Consider the following 20865-nt stretch of genomic DNA (forward strand, 5'->3'; position numbering starts at 1 on the left):
TATATGATTAGAATATCCATCTTACAAAGGCTTCCATAGCTGCATAGTGCGCTAAACCTAACTGATGATATAATTCTGCTGTTTCTCTGTTTCTATCCTCTGCACGTTGCCAGAACTCTCTACTATCACTTCCTTGAAATACTACACCATCTTTTTGCGATTGGTGTTTGAAGATTCCGTGACGTTTTTCCAATACCTGACCCGGACTCATCGGTACCGCCATTTCGATTTCATCGATTCCCCATTCCTGCCATGCGCCACGGTATAACCAAACCCAGCAGTCTGCCATAAATGGCTTTTCTTTTAAGCGCTTTACTGATTCGAAAATGGCATCCAAACACACTTTATGTGTCCCGTGCGGATCGGCCAAATCTCCGGCTGCATAAATTTGATGTGGTTGAACCTTCTCGATAAGAGCCATGGTGATTTTGATATCTTCCTCTCCAATCGGTTTCTTTTCAATGGTACCGGTTTCGTAAAACGGTAATTCCATGAAGTGGATATTTTCATCTGGTAAACCAACAAATTGAGCGGTAGCTCTTGCCTCACCCTTTCTAATAATTCCTTTTATGTAACGTACTTCAGGAATATCGATTTCACTATCTTTTTTATTCTTTAAAAAGTCAATCGCTTTTTCATAAATCGCCTTAGCCTCCGGACTTTCAATTCCGAATTTCTCATTGTAATCACAAACGAAAGCAGCAAAACGTAACGCTTCATCATCAGCAACAGCAATATTTCCAGAAGTCTGGTATGCGACATGCACGTCGTGACCTTGCTCTTGAAGACGTTTGAATGTTCCTCCCATACTAATGATATCATCATCTGGGTGTGGCGAGAAGATTAAGGCACGTTTTTTAGCTGGCTCAGCACGTTCAGGACGGTTTGTATCATCAGCATTTGGTTTTCCTCCTGGCCATCCGGTAATGGTTTGCTGAACTTTATTGAAGATGTTGATATTAATGTCGTAAGCAGGTCCTGAATCGGCTAATAAATCACTCATTCCATTCTCGATATAATCAGCATCGGTAAGCATTAAAATAGGTTTCTTCAAGCTTAAGGCTAAACCCAATACAGCCTTTCTTGCCATTTTATCGGTCCACTCTACTTTTTCTACCAACCATGGCGTATCAATACGGGTTAATTTTGAAGCTGCACTTTTATCAATAACAAAGGTTGCATTTCTATGCTCTTGTAAAAATGACGCCGGTACCTGGTTGGTTACAGGTCCTTCCACCGAAGCCTTAATAATGTTCGATTTTCCTTCACCCCAAGCCATTAATACCACGCGCTTAGCTTCCATAATTTTCTTAACTCCAAGCGTAATTGCTGTTCTTGGAGTTTTATCTAGCCCACCAAAATCTTTACTTGCAGCCACACGGGTAATATGATCTAAAGCTACCAATCTGGTTTTTGAATTTTGTAATGATCCTGATTCGTTAAATCCGATATGTCCATTACCCCCAATACCTAAAATCTGTAGATCGATACCACCTAAAGCTTCTATTTTAGCTTCATAAGCATTACAATATGCTGATATTTCTTCTTTAGATAAGGTACCATCTGGAATATGAATATTCTCAGGTAACATATCAACCTGATTAAACAGTAATTCCTTCATGAAGCGGACATAACTAAACACTGAATCCGGCTCCATCGGATAATACTCATCAAGATTAAAACTGATTACATTCTTAAAACTTAAGCCCTCCTCTTTGTGTAATCGTACCAGTTCAGCATACAAACCCTTTGGGGTTGATCCTGTTGCTAATCCCAAAATACAATTTTCATTTTTCGATTGCTTTTGTTTTATAAGCTCTGCTATTTCTTTTGCTACTGCTTTCGATGCTGCTAACGAATCTTCAAAAACTACAGTATCTGCGTTTTCAAAACGTTTTTCAAAACCTGTGGCCTTATCTGCACTACTTTTAATCATAACCTATCTCCTTTTTAATCTAGTTTAATCCTTACAATATGTTTGCTTTAATCTTTTTCCAAATGCGCACTAATAATACTCCTGATATTAGAGCGATAATAGTCATTACGAGCGCCAATGTTGTTTTTCCGTAAATCCAGTATCCTGTAGCGAACATGGCACTGTAGATTAAGGCACATCCTAACACCATAGCCATAATACCTGCAGGCACTGACCAAGGTTGTTTGTTATCTTCTAAAACCACACCATCTGCTTCAGCTTCACTTAACACAAGAGACCATCCTGGTCCTCCTGGTTGAATCTTTTTATAAAAACTTTGTAATACCGCTTTACTTTCTGGCTGAGTCATATACGTTGCCACTAACCAAATAACGGTGGTTATCAACACTACAAAAGGATATTCCAAATAACTTGCAAACACTCCAGTTTCTTTAGCAAAGAAAAATGCTCCCGCAGGTGTTAATTTTAAAATGATTGAAATGATTCCTGAAGCAAACATCGCTGCTATTTCACTCCAAGCGTTTATACGCCACCAGAACCAACGTAAAATAAAAATAAGTCCTGTACCTGCACCAAATACTAATAATACCTCGAATAGTTGCAATGCATTTTGAAGCAACAACGCTAACAATGCACTAAATACCATTAATACAATTGTTGATATTCTACCTACGGCTACCAGACGCTTTTCTGAAGCTTCCGGGTTGATTTGTTCTTTATAAAAATCGAAAACAATATATGATGACCCCCAGTTTAACTGCGTTGAAATGGTACTCATATATGCTGCAATTAATGATGCTAAAACCAATCCTAATAACCCACTAGGTAATTTGGTCAACATAGCTGAATAGGCTAAATCGTGACCTAATTTATCATCTGCAATACTAGGAAACGCCTCTTGAATACTTGCTAAATCCGGGAACACCACTAACGATGCCAAGGCTACTAAAATCCATGGCCAAGGACGTAAAGCATAATGCATGATATTAAAAAAGAATGTTGCTCCAATAGCATGATTCTCATCTTTAGCCGCTAACATACGCTGTGCGATGTAACCACCACCACCTGGCTCTGCACCAGGATACCACGAGCTCCACCACTGTACCGCTAATGGAATTATTAATAAGGTTATTAAAGATTCTGTATCACTAAAATCAGGAAGTATAGATAGTTTATCAGCAACATGCTCATTAGTAATTAAAGCCGCAACACCACCTACTTCCGGCAGGTTCACTAAATAATATGCAGCACCAATCGCACCACCCATCGCCACGAAAAACAATAAGAAATCGGTATAAATAACACCTTTAAAACCACCAAGTGCACTAAAAGTCACCGTAATGATTCCAGCACTAATTACGGTCTGCCAAGGCTCTAAACCTAACATAATTCCACCAATCTTGATGGCTGCCAAGGTTACTGCCGACATGGTAATGACATTAAAAATCACCCCTAAATACACCGCTCTGAACTTTCTTAAGAACGAGGCTGGCTTTCCGCCGTAGCGTAATTCATAAAACTCTAAATCGGTATTTACATTAGATTTACGCCACAGCTTTGCATACACAAACACCGTTAATAATCCGGTAAGCAAAAAGGCCCACCAAACCCAGTTTCCTGACACACCGTGTGTTCTTACAATATCGGTTACTAAGTTAGGTGTATCGGTTGAAAAGGTAGTGGCTACCATAGACACCCCTAATAACCACCATGGCATACTTCGCCCCGATAAAAAGAATTCTGATGAGTTTTTTCCTGACTTTTTTGACACCCAAATCCCGATACCCAAGGTTAACGAGAAGAAAATGATGATTAACGTGTAATCTAATGGACTTAATGATACCATATACGTGTGTTATTAGTTAATATTTTCGTTTTGTTAGTATTTGTTCGTTATGCCAATTTCGTAATCTGTTTTACTTCTTCATACTGCTTTGAATAACTTTCTAATAGTTTAAATTGATTTTTGGCCCGATCTAAATTATGATGACTGTAAGCCGCTTTATAATAAATATCGTTGTTTAGGAAATCGGTTAAAAACCTTAATCCCATAATAAATATAATGCTTTTAGCTCCTAATGGGAGATACTCCAATTCGGTTGACGTTAAAGATTCCCCTACCGTTTCTAAAAACCCTTTCACATAAGATTTATAATAGTCAATATTGAAATTCACCTGATCTAAATCTTGTTCATCTTCGGCTGCTGTATTACAAATCGTTCTGATTGCATCACCAAAATCATAATGAATAATTCCAGGCATAACCGTATCGGTATCAATAACGCAAAGTCCTTTATTGTTTGTATCAAACAAAGCGTTTGATATTTTTGTATCGTTATGCGTCACTCTTGTTGGAACTGCTCCCGACTCTTTTAACGTTTGAAGAATATGCATTTCTTCTCTTGACGATTCAACCAGTTCTATGCAAGATATTGCCTCCTCTTTTCGCTGTTGAGATGCTCCTTTTAAAGCCTCATCAAACTGTTTATAGCGAAACGACATATCATGAAAATTTGGAATCACTTCTATCAAATCATCCACTTTAAAATCGCTGGTTTGATTTAAAAATTCTCCAAATAACTTTCCGCCTTCATACGCAATTTCATCATCTACAACTCGTTCGAAAGTGACACTATCATCTATAAATTGTGTTAAATTCCAGTATCCCGTTGACTTATCTTCATAAAATGATTGACCTTCAACAGTAGAAATGAAAGACAAAACACGACGTTCCTGTTCTCCTTTTGGCAAATGTGACAACTTCATTTTTAAATGATTACTGACACTTACCTTATTATTAATTAAACCCGGTACATCAGGAAAAACACCATGATTAATGCGCTGAAGCACATAATAGGGTTTATCTTCTGTTTTTATTAAATAGGTATCATTAATATGCCCTGAAGCCAATTCGGAAAATGATTCGAACTGACTTTCATGTTGAAATTGATCAAAAATATATTTTAATGATTCCTGATTCATATTACCATAAATATTCAGGATAGACATTTGCTTCTTTCAACTCTTCTATCGCTTTTTGAACGATAGCCTTATCTTCCTGATAAGTAACACCAAACCATTTAGCATCAGACTTTAACACCTCAACCGTTGCTTTACCTGACTTCAAAATCTCATTAACAATGGATGGCAAATAAAATTCCGCCTTTAAATTAGCTTTGTTTTCTTCTAAAAACTGCAAAAATAGCTCCTCTCCAAATTCAAAGCATTTAGGTGTAAAACCCCAAAAGTTCATAGAAACTACAGTATCCGGATTTATAGATACAAACTCACCATCATCATCCTTACGCATCAACTCTCCATTAACTTTTTCAATATGGGTTCGTTCCGTCACATCTAATAAAAACCCGTTTTCATCAACTTGACATTCTCCTCTTGACACAAAACCATGATCTGAAACGGTATTTTTCAACAAATAAGCCATAGTCTTGAAGTCATAAGATTCCTTATCCGTTTCCTTTAAAGCCTTCGCCATACTCTCAAAAGCCTCTCTACTGTAAAAATCATCAGCATTAATAATGGCAAAATTTTCCTTTACAGCATCTTTAGCCATTAGCAAAGCATGACCGGTTCCCCAAGGTTTTGTACGCTCCGGATTAACATAAGCTTCAGGTACACAATCCAACTCCTGATAAACATAAGCTACCTCAGCCTTACCTTCTAATTTCTTATTAAAGATTTCCTTAAATTCTGCCTCAAAACTTTTTCTAATAATAAAAACAAACTTCCCAAAACCAGCCTGCAAAGCATCGTAAATTGAAAAATCAATAATTGTATCTCCCTGCGGAGTAAACGAATCCATCTGCTTCAAGCCTCCATATCGACTCCCCATTCCTGCCGCTAAAACTACTAACGTTGGTTTTTCCATATCTGTTTTAATCATTTAAATTTTCAAGACATTAAACAAGTCATCAAATAGTTAAAAATCAACACTTTTCAAATTCATTTCAAAGCATTTTCAACTATCAACTTTGCGAAAGTATGTATTAAGTTTTACAAAAAAAAGAAAAACCACAAAAAAATGTGCTCGACAACATTTTTAAATGTGTTCGAGCACATTTTTTGTAATTCAATACAACTTTTATATTATATTTGTAGTAATGAAAAAATATACCATCAAAGATATTGCTCAATTAGCAGGCGTATCAAAAGGAACTGTAGATCGCGTTATTCATAAACGAGGGAAAGTATCGGAAAAAGCTTTAGAAAAAGTAAATAAAATACTTGCTGAAATAGACTATCAACCCAACCTAATGGCTAGAAGTCTAAAAAACAACAAGGACTATGTTATTTGCGCCCTATTGCCAAATCCTGATATTGATCCGTATTGGAAACCTTGTAAAAAAGGTATAGACCAGGCTTACAATGAATATAAATCCCTTGGAATTACCATTGACACACATTTGTTCGACCCTACCGATACCGAATCTTTTCTGGAAGTCAATGCTAAGGTTTTAAAACTAAATCCTGACGCAGTAATTATGGCTCCTTTATTTTATAACGAAGCTAAAAAATCGATATCTACATATAGTGAGGCCAATATTTTGGTTAGCATTATAAATAACCGCATAGGTTCTGATGATATTAACAATTTTGTGGGTCAGGACTTAGTTCAAAGTGGACGTATTGCAGCACGCCTGATGGAAATGATTACTCCAAAAGACTCTGAAATTATTATTGCTCACCTTGATGAATTTTTTCATAACGCATCGTTTATGCAGCAAAAAGAGAAAGGATTTAGAGACTATTTCGAAAATTCCTTAACAAGCGACTACACTCTTACAACCTGTAATTCAATAGAATCTAATCACTATAAAACCTTATACGACGCCATAAATAACTCAAAAAATATTTCTGGTATTTTCGTTACAACTTCCAAAACTTATAAAGTTGCCAAAATGCTGGAAGACTTCCCAAATTTATCCATCAAAATAATTGGTTACGATTTACTTGAAAAAAACCTTAACTACTTAAACAGTGGTAATATTGATTTTCTGATTCATCAAAATCCAAAACAACAAATCTACCTTGGTTTAAGTCAGTTAGCAGAACATTTTCTGTTTGACAAACCAATTACAGAAGAATTGCTGTTACCTATAGACATTATAAATTCTGAAAACTACAACTCCTACTTAAATCAATAACGTATTTTTGCAAGAAAAACTTTTTGTAAAATGACTATTGAAGACCTTGTAGGCACTTATAATATTATCGGCAGCAATCAGGACGAGGAGGCCTCGCCTTATACCGGCACCCTTACCCTGTCTCTTGACATGAATTATAGAATTAAAGCTAAATGGCTAATTAATGACGAACAAGAACAAATAGGCTCTGGTTTTTTTAAAGATAACATCCTGGTTATTAACTTTAACTATAAAGGCAACGATTACAATACATACAAAGGCGTAGTTGCTTACAGATGTATAAACAAGAATCTGTTAGATGGTTTTTGGTCTGAAAAACACGGTAACCCACTTTGTTTAGGCGAAGAACAATGCTTCAGAGTTACCGAATCTAAAGAACTTTTAAATTAATTGTTTGTTGTATCATTCCAATCTTTCGAATCGATCTGGATGTAACTCACTGTATTCCTTATCCTGAAATAACCCCATAAAAACAGGGTCTATATTTTTTGCGTTCCAATTATTAAATGTTCTTGCTAAGCTATCTAAAGCAAGAGGATTAGTTCCTGCTATATTTTCAGTTTCAGAAATATCCACATCCAAATTAAAGAGCATCGTATCTTGATCTTTCACTAAAAATTTATCGCCGTTAGCATGACGCGTTGCATAAATTTGCTCATCAAACTTACTCCAAAATAGAAAATCATGCGGCAGCCCCTTATTACTTCCTAATAAAAAAGGAATTAAATCTACTCCATCAATTTTGTTTTTAGTTTTAATCTCTTTTTTAGTTTGATTAACTATTGTTCCAAAAATATCTAAAGAAATAACTGGTTTATTATATACCATTCCTGCGGGAATTGTTCCAGGCCATTGCATAGCAAAAGGTACTCGTACACCTCCTTCAAACAAATCGCTTTTCATCCCTCTTAGAACACCATTATCTGACCCATTGTGAGGTTCAGGCCCTCCATTATCAGATAAGAATACAACAATTGTATTTTCCGTTAAATTTAAAGCATCCAACTGGTCTAAAACTAACCCCACTCCATCGTCTACAGAACTAACCATTGCGGCATAAGTTCTCCGTTTTTTATCCTGAATGGTATCAACTCTGCTTAAATATTTTTCAGTAGCCTGAAGTGGCGTATGCGGTGCATTATATGCCAAGTACATAAAAAACGGATGATCTTTATGTTTATCGATATAGTGAACAGCTTCACGAGAAAGGGCATCGGTTAAATATTCTTTTTCCTCAACTCTTTGATTATTTCTTAAAAGTTTTGTTTTATAGGCATCATACTGAGATTTCACATCAAACTCATCATTTAATATCCATTTTTGAGGGAAGTAATGATGCCCTCCAGTTAAAAAACCATAAAAATCATCAAAACCTCGCGTCAATGGCTTTAAAGATTCATGAGCTCCCAAATGCCATTTCCCTAAAGCTACAGACTTATAATCCGCCTTTTTCAAAGCTTCAGCTAAAGTTTCCTCTGTTAAAGGCAAACCCATTTCAGGATCATTAGGAGTAAATAAAGGATTTCTTGAAAACCCAAACCGATCCTGATAACGGCCTGTTATTAATCCTGCTCGACTAGGCCCACAAACCGCATAACTTACATAACCATTAGTAAACTTAACCCCTTGATTTGCAATTTTATCAATATTTGGAGTTGGAATATCTTTACACCCATTAAAACCAACATCAGCATAACCTAAATCGTCAGCTAAAATCACTATTAAATTAGGTGATGTTTTTTGCCTAGTTTTAATATTGACATTTTGTTTTTCACTATTCTTAACCTGCAGGCATGACACCAAAATTAAAGACATCAAGAATATTAGAGTTCGCTTCAATAGTTTTTTCATATCTGTTTAAATATTGTCTTCAGTAAAAATAGACTAATCTAAAAAAACTATGGTAGGCAAACTTTGCAAAAGCGTATGACTTTATCATATTTTAGTAATAAAAACCTTTTCACGACTCCATCTAGAGCATTATTCTAATGTAGTGTATATACCGCCATTTAATACACCTGTATCATTTCGTTATTACATACTATTTTAGTAGTTTTATTTTTTGAAGACTTAAATATTACTTTATAGATATGGCAAATATTGTTTGTTATGGTGAAATTTTATGGGATGTTTTTCCTGAGCATCGAAAAATTGGTGGCGCACCATTAAACGTGGCCAGCCGATTAAAATCCTTTAGCAATAAAGTTGCTATGATTAGCGCTATTGGCGATGATGTACCCGGAAAAGAATTACTAGAGTATTTAAACTCTAACGAAATAAACACAAGCTGTATACAAACCATTAAAGAATACCCTACCAGCGAAGTGCATGTTAGTCTGAATGAAAAAGGTTCGGCAAGTTACGACATAAAATATCCTTGTGCCTGGGATAAAATCGATTTACATTATGATGCCGAAAATCTCGTAAAAAATGCCGATGCTTTTGTTTTTGGTAGTTTAGTCGCCAGAGATTACACCTCGAAAAACACGTTATATAAACTAATTGATGTTGCCAAATACAAAATTTTCGATCTTAATTTACGCCCCCCATACTATACTAAAGATCTCTTGATTTATTTAATGAATAAAGCTGACTTCATTAAGTTTAATGATGACGAACTTTTTGAAGTAAGTAAATATTTAGGATCGAAATACAATTCTCTAGAACAAAATCTCATGTTTGTAGCCCAACAAACCAACACGAAACATGTTTGTGTTACCAAAGGCTCACATGGTGCCGTCTTATTATACGATAACAAGTTATTCTACAATAGTGGCTACTTAATTAAGGTCGTCGATACAGTAGGCGCAGGCGATTCCTTTTTAGGGTCTTTAATTAGCAAACTTTTAAATAACAGCCACCCGCAGGAAGCTATAGATTTTTCCTGTGCCGTTGGCGCCTTAGTTGCTCAAAGTGAAGGTGCAAATCCCAAACTATCGGATTCCGATATAGAAACTTTTATAAACCCTTTATAAACAAAAACAGCAAATAGATTAACCTACTTGCTGTTCTTTAATTTTTTTAAGAAGCTCTAATTCGTGTTGAATCTCTTCTTTGCGTTTATTGAATTTTTCTACTCTGGCATCAATTTCCGCTTGCATTTTCTGGCGTCTTATTACGCGTTGTGCTTCGGCTTCAGCTTCTAATTGCTGTTCCTTTTTCTGCTGAGCTCTTTCCTTAAACACAGAATAATAAGAGAACCCATACATAGAAAGAAATAATAGAGCAATGATACCTAAAATGACATAACCATTTTCCATAAGTCTTATTTACTAATTAAAAAGGGAGTTAAACAAATAGATGCAACTATCTAAAAGTAACATCTTTACTACCTCAAAATTATCAAAAAGACAGGTTGTTAAAAAATAAACAAGTTAAAGTGCTTAAAAAAAAGATAAAATCATAAAGCACTGAACTCCCACTCGTTGAACAACAAAAAACAGCTACTTAACGGTTTTATAACCCGCTTCATTCCAACTGGTAATACCACCTTCCATGTTATAGATTTTAGTAAAACCAAGCTCTTTAAAAATGGCTGCGCTTTTACTGCTTCTTCCACCAGATTTACAGTATACAAGTACTGGCTTATGCTTATCTAATTTTTCAATTTCCGCCCTAAAGCTATCAGAGAAAAAATCAATATTTGCAGCTCCTTCCAGATGCCCTGCCTGATACTCTTCTGGTGTTCTTACATCTATGAGTTGTAACTTACTGGTGTTATCAACCAGCTCAATAGCTGAAGATACCGGGACATTTGCAATATCCTTCTGAGTCGATAATCCTTTACAGCCAAAAAAACTGATAAGTATTACACTTACTAAAACAATTATCCGTCTCATAGTATTTAATTTTTAATTATTTGAAATCAACAATATCGCCTGTCCAGGCCATAATACCACCTTCTAGGTTGTAAGCATTTTCAAAACCTAGTTGTTCCATAATAGAACACGCCTGTCCGCTGCGGTTTCCTGAACGACAATACACATAATAATTTTTGCTCTTATCTAATTCTTCAAGTGCATAAATAAATCCTTGCCCTTTAAAAATATCGATATGTATAGCATTTGGAATAACGCCCTCGGCAACTTCGCCATCGGTTCTTACATCTAAAACCACCGCGTTATCATCGTTAGCTAATTGTTCTGCCCACTCTTCTTGTGTTAAATCTTCCATTATAATGTATTTAGTGTATCACAAAATTAATATTTATAACCGTTATAGACGAAAAAAAATCTAAAGTATTACACTTTAGATTTTTACTTATTAAAACGATATATTTCTCAAACTTAAACTTTAATGGAGCAACCAATAGCCTTAGTTTCTTTTTGCTCTACTTCTTTTCCTTTTAATAACGCATCAACGGCGTCCTCTACATATTTTGTAGTCACGGCTTCAGCATCTTTATAATTATCGTCAATGGCACCAATGTATTTAACAACATTTCCTTTTTTTGTTTTTTGCAATACAAACATATGCGGTGTTTTGGTTGCACCATACTTTGGAAAAACAGTTTGCTCACTATCTATTAAATACGGAAACGTAAATCCTTTTTCTTTTGCGCGTGCTTTCATAGCATCTAAATTATCACCCGGTTTTATATCCGTATTGTTTGGCATAATAGCAATTACCGGATACCCCTTTGAAGCATATTTTTTATCTAAAGCAATAATACGATCTTCGTAAGCTACTGCAAACGGACAGGTATTACAGGTAAACGTAACTATAAAACCTTTGGCATCTTTATAATCGGCTAAAGACACCATCTTTCCATCTATATTTTTAAGGGAAAAATCTTCTGCAATATCCCCTACTTTGTATCCGGGTTCAACAGTCGTTTTCTTAACAGTAAACGCACTAACAACAAGTACAAGTAGTACAAGCGGCATAAATTTCATTAGTTTTTTCATACGGAATTAATTTAAAAATGGTTTAACTTGGTTTTCTAACTCTTTAAAAGTAAACGACTGTTCAAAGAACTGGCGCTCATCGTCTTTATATATAATCGTTGCAGGAATAGACCCAGACCATGATTCATTAACTTTCGGAATCCATGTATTCATATCGGCATCATCCAATGCTACGACTTCAGATTTTATTTTTCTTTCTTTTATAAAAGGTTTCAGTTTGGTATCGTATTGATGTGGAAAATCTAAACTTACTAACAACACCTCAACATTCTTATCGGCATATTCTTTTTGTAACTGTTCAAAATAAGGTAGCTCCTTTACACAAGGCACACACCAGGTCGCCCAGAAATTTATAACATGTACTTTCCCGTCTTTCTTGTTCAGCAATGGTTCTAACCCATCAAAATCATAAACTTTTAAATCGGATTCAAATTCCTTCTGAACAACAAATTCGGTTTCCCTGTTATCCACTAAGGCCGTTTTGTTTTTTCTTCCATCTGATTTACAACTTATAATCAGCAAGAAAGCAACAAGTAAAATATTAAATTTCATCATTTAAAATTTATGTGTTAGACCAACTATTAATGAAATGGTTTAATAATCTGTTAATAGAATCCTAAAATTAATTAATACTTTGTAGTTAGAAATCAGTTTAACAATCTTTTATGTAAAAATCATCCGGAAGTATTGTGTAATTTTATTTTCATTTCTATATTTGAGGCAAACAATAACAAAAACATGTTTACAACTTTAAATACTATTTGGTGGTGGAGCTTTACAAACTTACGTTCGTGAAGTAGACCCCTTATATATTTAAATTAAAATATTAGAAAAAGGCTTGTCATTCACGACAAGCCTTTTTTAGTATCAAAAAAATTGAAAAACAATTAAACACTGAACAAATTTCAGCATAAATGACAACTTATAACTTATACACGCATTACAAAAAAATTCTAGCAGACACCATTACACCTGTTAGTATTTACCTAAAAATAAGAGACAAATATCCAAACAGCATATTACTAGAGAGTAGTGATTACCATGCCAACGATAATAGTTTTTCGTATATCTGTTTTAACCCGATTGCTTCTATAAAAGTAGAAAACGAAACTATTTCACAAACTTTCCCAGATGGGAGCAATTCTATAGAAGCTATTACTAACACAACCGATGTCGCTGAAGAAATTCATAAGTTCACCAAACGATTTGAAGTAAGTTCAGACGAGGAATTCAAGTTTATTAACAATGGTATTTTTGGATATATCGCTTACGATGCCGTACGTTATTTTGAAGATGTCGACATTGCTAAAAAAGAGAATTCCATCACAATTCCCGATGTGTATTATGCGGTTTACCAGAATATCATTGCGATTAATCATCATAAAAATGAGGCTTATATTTTTGCGCATTGTCACAATACCAAAAGTAACATTGAAGAAATCGATCACCTTATTAAAGTACGAAGCTTTGCTTCTTACAACTTTGCTTCAAACGGAGATATTTCATCCAATTTAAGCGACGACGAATATAAAACACACGTTGAGTTAGCCAAAAAACACTGCGCCCGAGGTGATGTGTTTCAGTTAGTCCTTTCAAAAAGTTTTACTCAGGAATTTAAAGGCGATGAGTTTAATGTATACCGTGCTTTACGCAGCATTAATCCGTCTCCATATTTATTCTATTTCGATTATGGTAACTTTAAAATATTTGGTAGTTCGCCCGAAGCGCAACTTATTGTTAGCGAAGGCGTAGCCGAAATTCACCCTATTGCCGGAACGTTTAAGCGTACCGGAAACGATACCAAAGATGCCGAACTGGCTCAAAAACTAGTAGCCGATGACAAAGAAAATGCAGAACACGTCATGCTGGTAGACCTAGCCCGAAACGATTTAAGTCGTCATGGTAGCGGCGTAACCGTAAACACCTATCGTGAGGTGCAGTTCTTCTCGCACGTTATTCACTTAGTGAGCAAGGTCACCGGTAAAAAACACACCAACACACCAACAATGCAAGTCGTTGCCGACACCTTCCCTGCCGGAACGTTAAGCGGCGCTCCAAAACATCGCGCTATGCAACTTATCGAAGATTACGAAAAAACAAGCCGATCGTTCTACGGTGGCGCCATCGGGTTTATGGATTTTAATGGCAATTTTAATCACGCCATTATGATTAGAACTTTTTTAAGCAAAAATCACGAACTACACTGGCGTGCAGGAGCTGGAATTGTTTCAAAATCAAGTGCCGAAAGCGAATTACAGGAAGTGTATAACAAATTAGGCGCTTTAACAAAGGCCATTGAATTAGCTGAAACCATATAAACTACAAAGCAAAAAAACACCTGTTAAACAGGACTATATAAAAATGAAAAAAGTATTAGTTATAGATAATTACGACAGCTTCACTTACAATCTTGTACATTATTTAGAAGATTTAAACTGTGATGTTACCGTTTTACGAAACGACAAACTTACCTTAGAAGATGTTGAAGCCTTCGATAAAATTGTACTATCGCCTGGCCCAGGAATCCCAGACGAAGCGGGTTTATTAAAACAAATTATTAAAACCTATGCACCAACAAAAAGCATTTTAGGCGTGTGCTTGGGTCAGCAAGCCATTGGAGAAGTCTTTGGTGGCACTCTGGAAAACTTAGAAGACGTTTATCATGGTGTAGCCACGAAAGTAAACATAACGGTAGACGACGAAATTCTATTTAAAGGTTTAGACAAGGAAATTGAAGTCGGTCGCTACCATTCCTGGGTTGTCAACGCCAACTTACCCGAAGTATTAGAAGCCACCTCTGTAGACCATAACGGACAAATCATGTCTTTACGCCATAAAGTTTACGACGTAAAAGGTGTGCAATACCATCCGGAATCGGTTCTAACTCCACAAGGAAAACAAATACTTAAAAACTGGATAGAGAACTAAACCAAGATTTAAGACATTAAATTATGAAAGACATTTTAAACAGACTTATAAATCACGAAAGCATCTCTACCGACGAAGCCAAACAAGTCTTGGTTAATATTTCCAAAGGAGATTATAACCAAAGTCAGATTGCGGCATTTCTAACAGTTTATATGATGCGTAGCATCACTTTAGACGAATTGAAAGGCTTTAGGGATGCCCTTTTAGAATTATGTATACCAATTGATTTAAAAGAATTCAACGCGATTGATTTATGTGGTACTGGTGGTGACGGCAAAAACACCTTCAATATTTCAACCCTTGCTTCATTTGTAACAGCCGGTGCCGGTGTTCATGTAGCAAAGCATGGTAACTATGGGGTATCATCGGCATGCGGGTCATCAAATGTGATGGAATACTTGGGCATAAAGTTTTCAAACGATGAAGATTTCTTAAAGAAATGTATCGATCAGGCGGGAATTTGTGTACTTCACGCGCCACTGTTCCACCCGGCCATGAAAAACGTAGCCCCAATTCGTCGTGAATTAGGTGTTAAAACCTTTTTTAATATGTTGGGGCCTATGGTAAATCCGTCGTTTCCTAAAAATCAAATGGTAGGGGTTTTCAATTTGGAATTATTGCGCCTGTATGGATATCTATATCAAAGTACAGATAAAAATTACAGCGTGGTTCATGCATTAGATGGGTACGATGAAATCTCTTTAACCGGAGGAACGAAAGTCATTTCAAATAATAAAGAAACCATGTTCACGCCGGAAGATTTAGGCATTGCTCAAATCACCCAGGAATCTATTTACGGTGGAGATACTATCGAAGATGCAGCTAAAATATTTGTGAATGTCATTAACGGAAAAGGTACTGAACAGCAAAACAATGTGGTGTGCGCCAATGCAGGATTAGCCATTGCAACCACCAAACAAATTGGTCACAAGGAAGGTTTTGAATTGGCCAAAGAATCTTTATTCTCTGGAAAAGCCAAAGCGAGTTTAGATAAATTAGTAGCATTAAGTAAGTAATGAATATATTAGATAAAATTACAGCCGATAAACGAACCGAAGTCGCTTTAAGAAAATCTTTGATTCCGATTTCACAGTTAGAACAATCGGTGTTATTCGAAAGACCAACAGTGTCTTTAGCTGAAAAATTAAGAACCAGCAACACTGGTATTATAGCTGAACATAAACGTCGTTCGCCTTCTAAATCGGTTATCAACCATAACCTCAATGTTAATGATGTTGCTAAAGGGTATGAAGAGGCTGGTGTTTGCGGCATGTCTGTTTTAACTGACGGTAAGTATTTTGGAGGCTCGCTAGACGACTTACTACTGGCTCGCGCTTCCTGTAATTTACCATTATTACGCAAAGAATTCATTATCGACGAATATCAGTTACTGGAAGCTAAAGCTTATGGTGCCGATGTGATTCTGCTTATCGCAGCCATCTTAACACGTGATGAAATCAAGCAGTTTTCAGAATTTGCTAAAAGCCTGAATCTTGATGTGCTGTTAGAAGTGCACAACGAAGAAGAACTAAACAAAAGTATCATGCCGAGTTTAGATATGTTAGGTGTTAATAACCGTAACTTAAAAACTTTCGATGTTAGCTTAAATATCAGTAAATCATTAAGTGCATTGATTCCTGATGATTTCGTTAAAGTATCAGAAAGTGGCATTAGCAATATTGAAGCTATAAAATCGCTACAACCATTTGGTTACCAAGGTTTCTTAATTGGTGAAAACTTTATGAAAACTGATAATGCCGGCGACAGTGCTAAAACATTTATAGAACAATTAAATAAATAGAACCTGAAACAAGTTCAGGTTGACAAAAAGATGAAGTTAAAAGTTTGTGGTATGAAATATCAGGATAATATTCAGGCGGTAGCAGATTTGCAACCAGATTACCTTGGTTTTATCTTCTACGAGAAATCAGCAAGATGTTTCAACACCTCCATGCCTGACATTTCTAAAAACATCAAAAAGACCGGTGTTTTTGTTAATGAAACTTTAGAGTTTGTACTTGAACAAATTCAAAAATACGACTTACAGGCAGTACAATTACATGGTGAAGAATCTACGGAATATTGCAAAACCTTAAGACGTCGTCATTCCGAATTTATTTCGGAATCTCATCAAGAGAACCCGAAACACCTTCAGGTTGACAAATCATTAGAAATCATTAAAGTCTTTTCCATAAAAGATGAATTCAATTTCGATGTTTTAAAACCTTACGAAACAGTTTGCGATTACTTCTTATTTGACACCAAAGGAAAACTTCCGGGAGGCAATGGCTATACCTTCGATTGGAATGTATTAAACGATTATCCATCAACCAAACCCTTCTTTTTAAGTGGAGGCATTGGTCTTGAAGAAGCTGAAAAACTAAATAAATTTCAACTAAGCCCTGCATCAAAATACTGTTATGCTATTGATGTAAACAGTAAATTTGAAATAGAACCCGGATTAAAAGATATTGAACAACTAAAACAATTTAAAACAAATCTGTCATTCCGTACTTGATACGCAATCTATTATAAACTAATAACTAAAATAAAAAGATCCTGAAATAAATTCAGGATGACAATAAAAAAATGAACTATAACGTCAACGAAAAAGGGTACTACGGCGAATTTGGAGGTGCATTTATTCCAGAAATGCTTTACCCGAATGTAGAAGAATTACGCCAGAATTATTTAAAAGTGATGGCTGAGCCTTCGTTTCAGGAGGAATTCAACCAATTGTTAAAAGACTATGTGGGGCGTCCTTCGCCTTTATATTTCGCCAAGCGTCTTTCAGAAAAATACAACACTAAAATATACTTAAAACGTGAAGATCTGAATCATACAGGTGCACACAAAATCAACAATACCATCGGGCAAATCCTAATGGCAAAACGCTTAGGTAAAACTCGTATTATTGCTGAAACCGGTGCCGGACAGCATGGCGTGGCTACTGCTACGGTTTGTGCTTTAATGGGACTGGAATGTATTGTGTATATGGGGGAAATTGACATTGCCAGACAAGCACCAAACGTAGCAAGAATGAAAATGCTGGGTGCCAGTGTGGTTCCTGCAAAATCAGGTAGTCGTACACTTAAAGACGCCACTAACGAAGCTATTCGCGACTGGATTAACAACCCGGTGAACACCCATTATATTATTGGTTCAGCCATTGGGCCACACCCTTATCCGGATATGGTTACCCGTTTTCAAGCAGTAATTTCAGAAGAAATTAAATGGCAGTTAAAAGAACATGAAGGTCGCGAAAAACCAGACTACGTGGTTGCTTGTATTGGTGGCGGTAGTAATGCTGCCGGAACTTATTATCACTTTCTACATGAAGAAGACGTTAACATTATCGCTGTTGAAGCTGCTGGTCACGGAGTCGATTCAGGCGAAAGTGCTGCGACTTCGGTGTTAGGTAAAGAAGGTGTGATTCACGGTTGTAAAACCTTATTGATGCAAACCAAAGACGGACAAATTACTGAGCCTTATTCAATATCTGCTGGTCTAGATTACCCTGGTGTTGGACCAATGCACGCACATCTTTGTAAAACCGGACGTGCGGAATTTATGGCCATCACCGATGATGATGCCATGAATGCAGGATTAGAACTTTGTAAATTAGAAGGTATTATCCCTGCTATAGAAAGCTCTCATGCCTTAGCCATCTTCGAACAAAAAAGCTTTAAACCAGACGACGTTGTGGTGGTAAGCTTATCAGGACGTGGTGACAAAGATTTACAGAACTACATCGATTATTTTGAGATTTAGTTTTTTTATTTCCGCGTAGGCGGAAATCTATTTAATATTTATGGATGTTTATTACGTGTACATATTAACAAATAAAAATCATACTGTTCTTTATGTGGGCCGTACAAAACAATTAAATATTACTCTAAAACAACATAGAAACAATAGTCAAAAAACATTCACAGGAAGATAAAATGTTCACAAACTGGTTTATTTTGAAACAACTAAATATGTTAATAATGCCATTAAACGTGAAAAACAAATAAAGAAATGGAATCGCCAATGGAAGATAAATCTAATTAATGGATTAAATCCCGATTGGAAAGACCTTTCAGAGTATGTTTAAAGGATTCCCTCCTTCAAGGGAATGATAAAACAAATTAATTTATGAACAGATTACAGCAAAAACTACAGGAAGATAAAAAGTTAATATCTATATATTTTACAGCCGGTTATCCAAATTTAAATGATACCGTAAGTATTATTCAAGACCTAGAAAAAAGCGGTGTCGATTTAATTGAAATCGGTTTACCATTTAGCGACCCGTTAGCCGATGGACCTACCATTCAGGCCAGCTCTACACAGGCGCTTAAAAATGGCATGACTACCGAAATATTATTTAATCAGTTGAAAGATATTCGTAAAACGGTGAATATTCCATTAATAATTATGGGCTATTTCAATCCCATGTTACAATATGGTGTAGAAGCCTTTTGTAAACAATGTCAAGCCATAGGTATCGACGGATTAATTATTCCGGATTTACCAGTGGATGTGTACCATGATGAGTACAAAGCTATTTTCGACACATACGGATTGGTTAATGTATTCCTAATTACACCACAAACCAGCGAAGAACGTATTCGTTATATCGATTCAATTTCTAACGGATTTATCTACATGGTAAGTAGCGCCAGCGTTACCGGAAGTCAGTCAGGCTTTGGAGATGAGCAAACGGCTTACTTTAAACGTATAGCTGATATGAAATTGAAGAACCCACAAATTGTCGGCTTCGGAATTAACAACAACGAAACCTTCAATCAGGCTACCACTTACGCAAAAGGCGCCATCATTGGAAGCGCATTTATAAAACATGTGTCTTCAGAAAAATTAGACACTATTCCAGATTTCGTAAGCGGCATTCTTCAATAAAATGTCACCAAAATACACATAACAAGAACCGATAAGACATAAAATCTTATCGGTTTTTATTTAATAGGACAAATACTCCTATTTATTTTAATTAGTTGGCATGTTTATTGTGTTAGTCAACTTAAATTCAAACACATAAACCATAAATTCCCTTCTCATGAAAAAGCATCTAAGTGCCCTTGTTTTTGCTATCGCCATCGTTATCGCATCCGTTATTTTTGGAAACGCCGTAATCAATCGAAATAAAAAAGCCGGAACCATTTCGGTCACTGGACTTGGTAAAACAGATTTCACTTCAGATCTTATTGTATGGGAAGCCCGTTTTTCACAGGTTAATGCCGATTTAAAACAAGCCTACGCCGACCTCAAAAAAGACAAGGAAGCTATTGTTTCTTATTTTAAGTCCAAAGGTATTGCCGAAGATGCCATCATTTTTAGCGCTGTGGAAACCAATAAAAACATGAAACAGAACTACTCTTCAGAAGGCAAATATATGGGACAGGAATTTACAGGTTATACACTAAGCCAGACATTGCAAATAAACTCTAAAGATGTTGAGAAAGTAGAAAAATTATCCAGAGAAGTTACCGAACTTTTAAACAAAGGCATTCAGTTATATTCGGTAGCACCACGCTACTATTACACCAAACTAGAGGACCTAAAAATAGAAATGGTTTCTAAGGCAACAGAGAATGCCCGACTTCGCGCAAAAAGTATTGCGGAAAATTCAGGCGCCAGACTGGGAGAATTATCTACAGCCCAAATGGGTATCTTCCAGATTACAGGACAAAACTCTACCGAAGATTACTCCTGGGGTGGTGCTTTCAATACAGCATCAAAAGAGAAGACCGCATCGATTACCATGAAGCTCACCTATCTTATTGACTAATATTAAATTTTAGCTAAAGTCCTGATTCTTCACTATAATTTCATTAAATTTCATCTGTTATTTTTATTTTAAATACGCAGAAGGAATGCCTTTATTATCATTTTCGATTGATTTATAATCAACTAATAAAGACCATTTCAT

At 35.9% G+C, this 20865-nt stretch carries 22 protein-coding genes; 12 read left to right on the forward strand and 10 right to left on the reverse strand.

Going from position 1 to position 20865, the window contains the following annotated elements:
• Window positions 1-7 precede the first annotated feature (7 nt).
• The 4 genes from nagB to R1X58_RS02225 are packed head-to-tail and all read right to left on the reverse strand — an operon-like array spanning window position 8 to window position 5837.
• Window positions 8-1936, reverse strand: a complete 1929-nt coding sequence (gene nagB, locus R1X58_RS02210; protein ID WP_240571730.1) for a glucosamine-6-phosphate deaminase — start codon at window positions 1934-1936, stop codon at window positions 8-10.
• 31 nt (window positions 1937-1967) lie between these two features.
• On the reverse strand, window positions 1968-3782 hold the full coding sequence (locus tag R1X58_RS02215) for a sodium:solute symporter family protein (protein ID WP_240571731.1): 1815 nt from the start codon (window positions 3780-3782) through the stop codon (window positions 1968-1970).
• 47 nt (window positions 3783-3829) lie between these two features.
• Window positions 3830-4945, reverse strand: coding sequence for a phosphotransferase enzyme family protein (locus R1X58_RS02220; RefSeq protein ID WP_240571732.1), 1116 nt, complete (start codon window positions 4943-4945; stop codon window positions 3830-3832).
• Entirely contained in the window at window positions 4920-5837 is a 918-nt protein-coding gene (locus tag R1X58_RS02225; RefSeq protein WP_240571733.1) for a nucleotidyltransferase family protein, read from the reverse strand. Before R1X58_RS02225 ends, R1X58_RS02220 begins: the two co-directional genes overlap by 26 nt.
• A 217-nt stretch (window positions 5838-6054) precedes the next feature.
• Here R1X58_RS02225 and R1X58_RS02230 point away from each other — a divergent pair, with 217 nt between their 5' ends.
• Both R1X58_RS02230 and R1X58_RS02235 read left to right on the forward strand, forming a co-directional pair.
• Window positions 6055-7098, forward strand: coding sequence for a LacI family DNA-binding transcriptional regulator (locus tag R1X58_RS02230; protein ID WP_240571734.1), 1044 nt, complete (start codon window positions 6055-6057; stop codon window positions 7096-7098).
• Between the two features lie 30 nt (window positions 7099-7128).
• A complete protein-coding gene (locus R1X58_RS02235) occupies window positions 7129-7488 on the forward strand; it encodes a hypothetical protein (RefSeq protein WP_240571735.1) in 360 nt (119 codons plus the stop codon).
• Window positions 7489-7500: 12 nt separating this feature from the next.
• On the opposite strand, the gene R1X58_RS02240 is transcribed toward R1X58_RS02235, so the two are convergent.
• Window positions 7501-8949: a sulfatase-like hydrolase/transferase gene (locus R1X58_RS02240; RefSeq protein WP_240571736.1), complete on the reverse strand. Its 1449-nt coding sequence runs from the start codon at window positions 8947-8949 to the stop codon at window positions 7501-7503.
• A gap of 239 nt (window positions 8950-9188) precedes the next feature.
• Between R1X58_RS02240 and R1X58_RS02245 the strand changes: the two genes are divergently transcribed.
• Entirely contained in the window at window positions 9189-10073 is an 885-nt protein-coding gene (locus R1X58_RS02245; RefSeq protein WP_240571737.1) for a carbohydrate kinase family protein, read from the forward strand.
• Window positions 10074-10091: 18 nt separating this feature from the next.
• Here R1X58_RS02245 and R1X58_RS02250 read toward each other — a convergent pair whose 3' ends face one another.
• From R1X58_RS02250 to R1X58_RS02270, 5 genes are all read right to left on the reverse strand, one after another.
• Window positions 10092-10358 carry a hypothetical protein gene (locus tag R1X58_RS02250; RefSeq protein ID WP_240571738.1) on the reverse strand — a complete coding sequence of 89 codons (267 nt, stop codon included), beginning with the start codon at window positions 10356-10358 and terminating at the stop codon, window positions 10092-10094.
• Between the two features lie 183 nt (window positions 10359-10541).
• On the reverse strand, window positions 10542-10937 hold the full coding sequence (locus R1X58_RS02255; RefSeq protein WP_240571739.1) for a rhodanese-like domain-containing protein: 396 nt from the start codon (window positions 10935-10937) through the stop codon (window positions 10542-10544).
• A gap of 16 nt (window positions 10938-10953) precedes the next feature.
• Complete coding sequence (locus R1X58_RS02260; protein ID WP_240571740.1) at window positions 10954-11271, reverse strand: rhodanese-like domain-containing protein; 318 nt, start codon at window positions 11269-11271, stop codon at window positions 10954-10956.
• Window positions 11272-11384: 113 nt separating this feature from the next.
• Window positions 11385-12005, reverse strand: coding sequence for a thioredoxin family protein (locus R1X58_RS02265; RefSeq protein ID WP_240571741.1), 621 nt, complete (start codon window positions 12003-12005; stop codon window positions 11385-11387).
• A gap of 6 nt (window positions 12006-12011) precedes the next feature.
• Window positions 12012-12560, reverse strand: a complete 549-nt coding sequence (locus tag R1X58_RS02270) for a TlpA family protein disulfide reductase (protein ID WP_306468578.1) — start codon at window positions 12558-12560, stop codon at window positions 12012-12014.
• A 359-nt stretch (window positions 12561-12919) separates the two neighbouring features.
• Between R1X58_RS02270 and R1X58_RS02275 the strand changes: the two genes are divergently transcribed.
• The 9 genes from R1X58_RS02275 to R1X58_RS02315 all read left to right on the forward strand — a co-directional run bounded on the left by R1X58_RS02275 (window position 12920) and on the right by R1X58_RS02315 (window position 20724).
• Window positions 12920-14323, forward strand: coding sequence for an anthranilate synthase component I family protein (locus tag R1X58_RS02275; RefSeq protein WP_240571742.1), 1404 nt, complete (start codon window positions 12920-12922; stop codon window positions 14321-14323).
• A gap of 43 nt (window positions 14324-14366) precedes the next feature.
• Window positions 14367-14933: an anthranilate synthase component II gene (locus R1X58_RS02280; RefSeq protein WP_240571743.1), complete on the forward strand. Its 567-nt coding sequence runs from the start codon at window positions 14367-14369 to the stop codon at window positions 14931-14933.
• 23 nt (window positions 14934-14956) lie between these two features.
• Window positions 14957-15949, forward strand: a complete 993-nt coding sequence (gene trpD, locus R1X58_RS02285) for an anthranilate phosphoribosyltransferase (RefSeq protein ID WP_240571744.1) — start codon at window positions 14957-14959, stop codon at window positions 15947-15949.
• Entirely contained in the window at window positions 15949-16734 is a 786-nt protein-coding gene (gene trpC, locus R1X58_RS02290) for an indole-3-glycerol phosphate synthase TrpC (protein ID WP_240571745.1), read from the forward strand. Before trpD ends, trpC begins: the two co-directional genes overlap by 1 nt.
• Before the next feature lie 30 nt (window positions 16735-16764).
• The gene (locus tag R1X58_RS02295; protein WP_240571746.1) at window positions 16765-17451 is read left to right on the forward strand and encodes a phosphoribosylanthranilate isomerase; all 687 of its coding nucleotides are present in this window, start codon (window positions 16765-16767) and stop codon (window positions 17449-17451) included.
• A gap of 71 nt (window positions 17452-17522) precedes the next feature.
• Window positions 17523-18704, forward strand: coding sequence for a tryptophan synthase subunit beta (gene trpB / locus R1X58_RS02300; RefSeq protein ID WP_240571747.1), 1182 nt, complete (start codon window positions 17523-17525; stop codon window positions 18702-18704).
• A 40-nt stretch (window positions 18705-18744) separates the two neighbouring features.
• A complete protein-coding gene (locus tag R1X58_RS02305) occupies window positions 18745-18876 on the forward strand; it encodes a GIY-YIG nuclease family protein (protein ID WP_306468579.1) in 132 nt (43 codons plus the stop codon).
• 194 nt (window positions 18877-19070) lie between these two features.
• Complete coding sequence (trpA, locus tag R1X58_RS02310) at window positions 19071-19835, forward strand: tryptophan synthase subunit alpha (RefSeq protein WP_240571748.1); 765 nt, start codon at window positions 19071-19073, stop codon at window positions 19833-19835.
• 157 nt (window positions 19836-19992) lie between these two features.
• A complete protein-coding gene (locus R1X58_RS02315) occupies window positions 19993-20724 on the forward strand; it encodes an SIMPL domain-containing protein (RefSeq protein ID WP_240571749.1) in 732 nt (243 codons plus the stop codon).
• The last annotated feature ends 141 nt before the right edge of the window (window positions 20725-20865 follow it).

Origin of the sequence: Aestuariibaculum lutulentum, from assembly GCF_032926325.1 — a bacterium.
Classification (GTDB): Bacteria; Bacteroidota; Bacteroidia; order Flavobacteriales; family Flavobacteriaceae; genus Aestuariibaculum; species Aestuariibaculum lutulentum.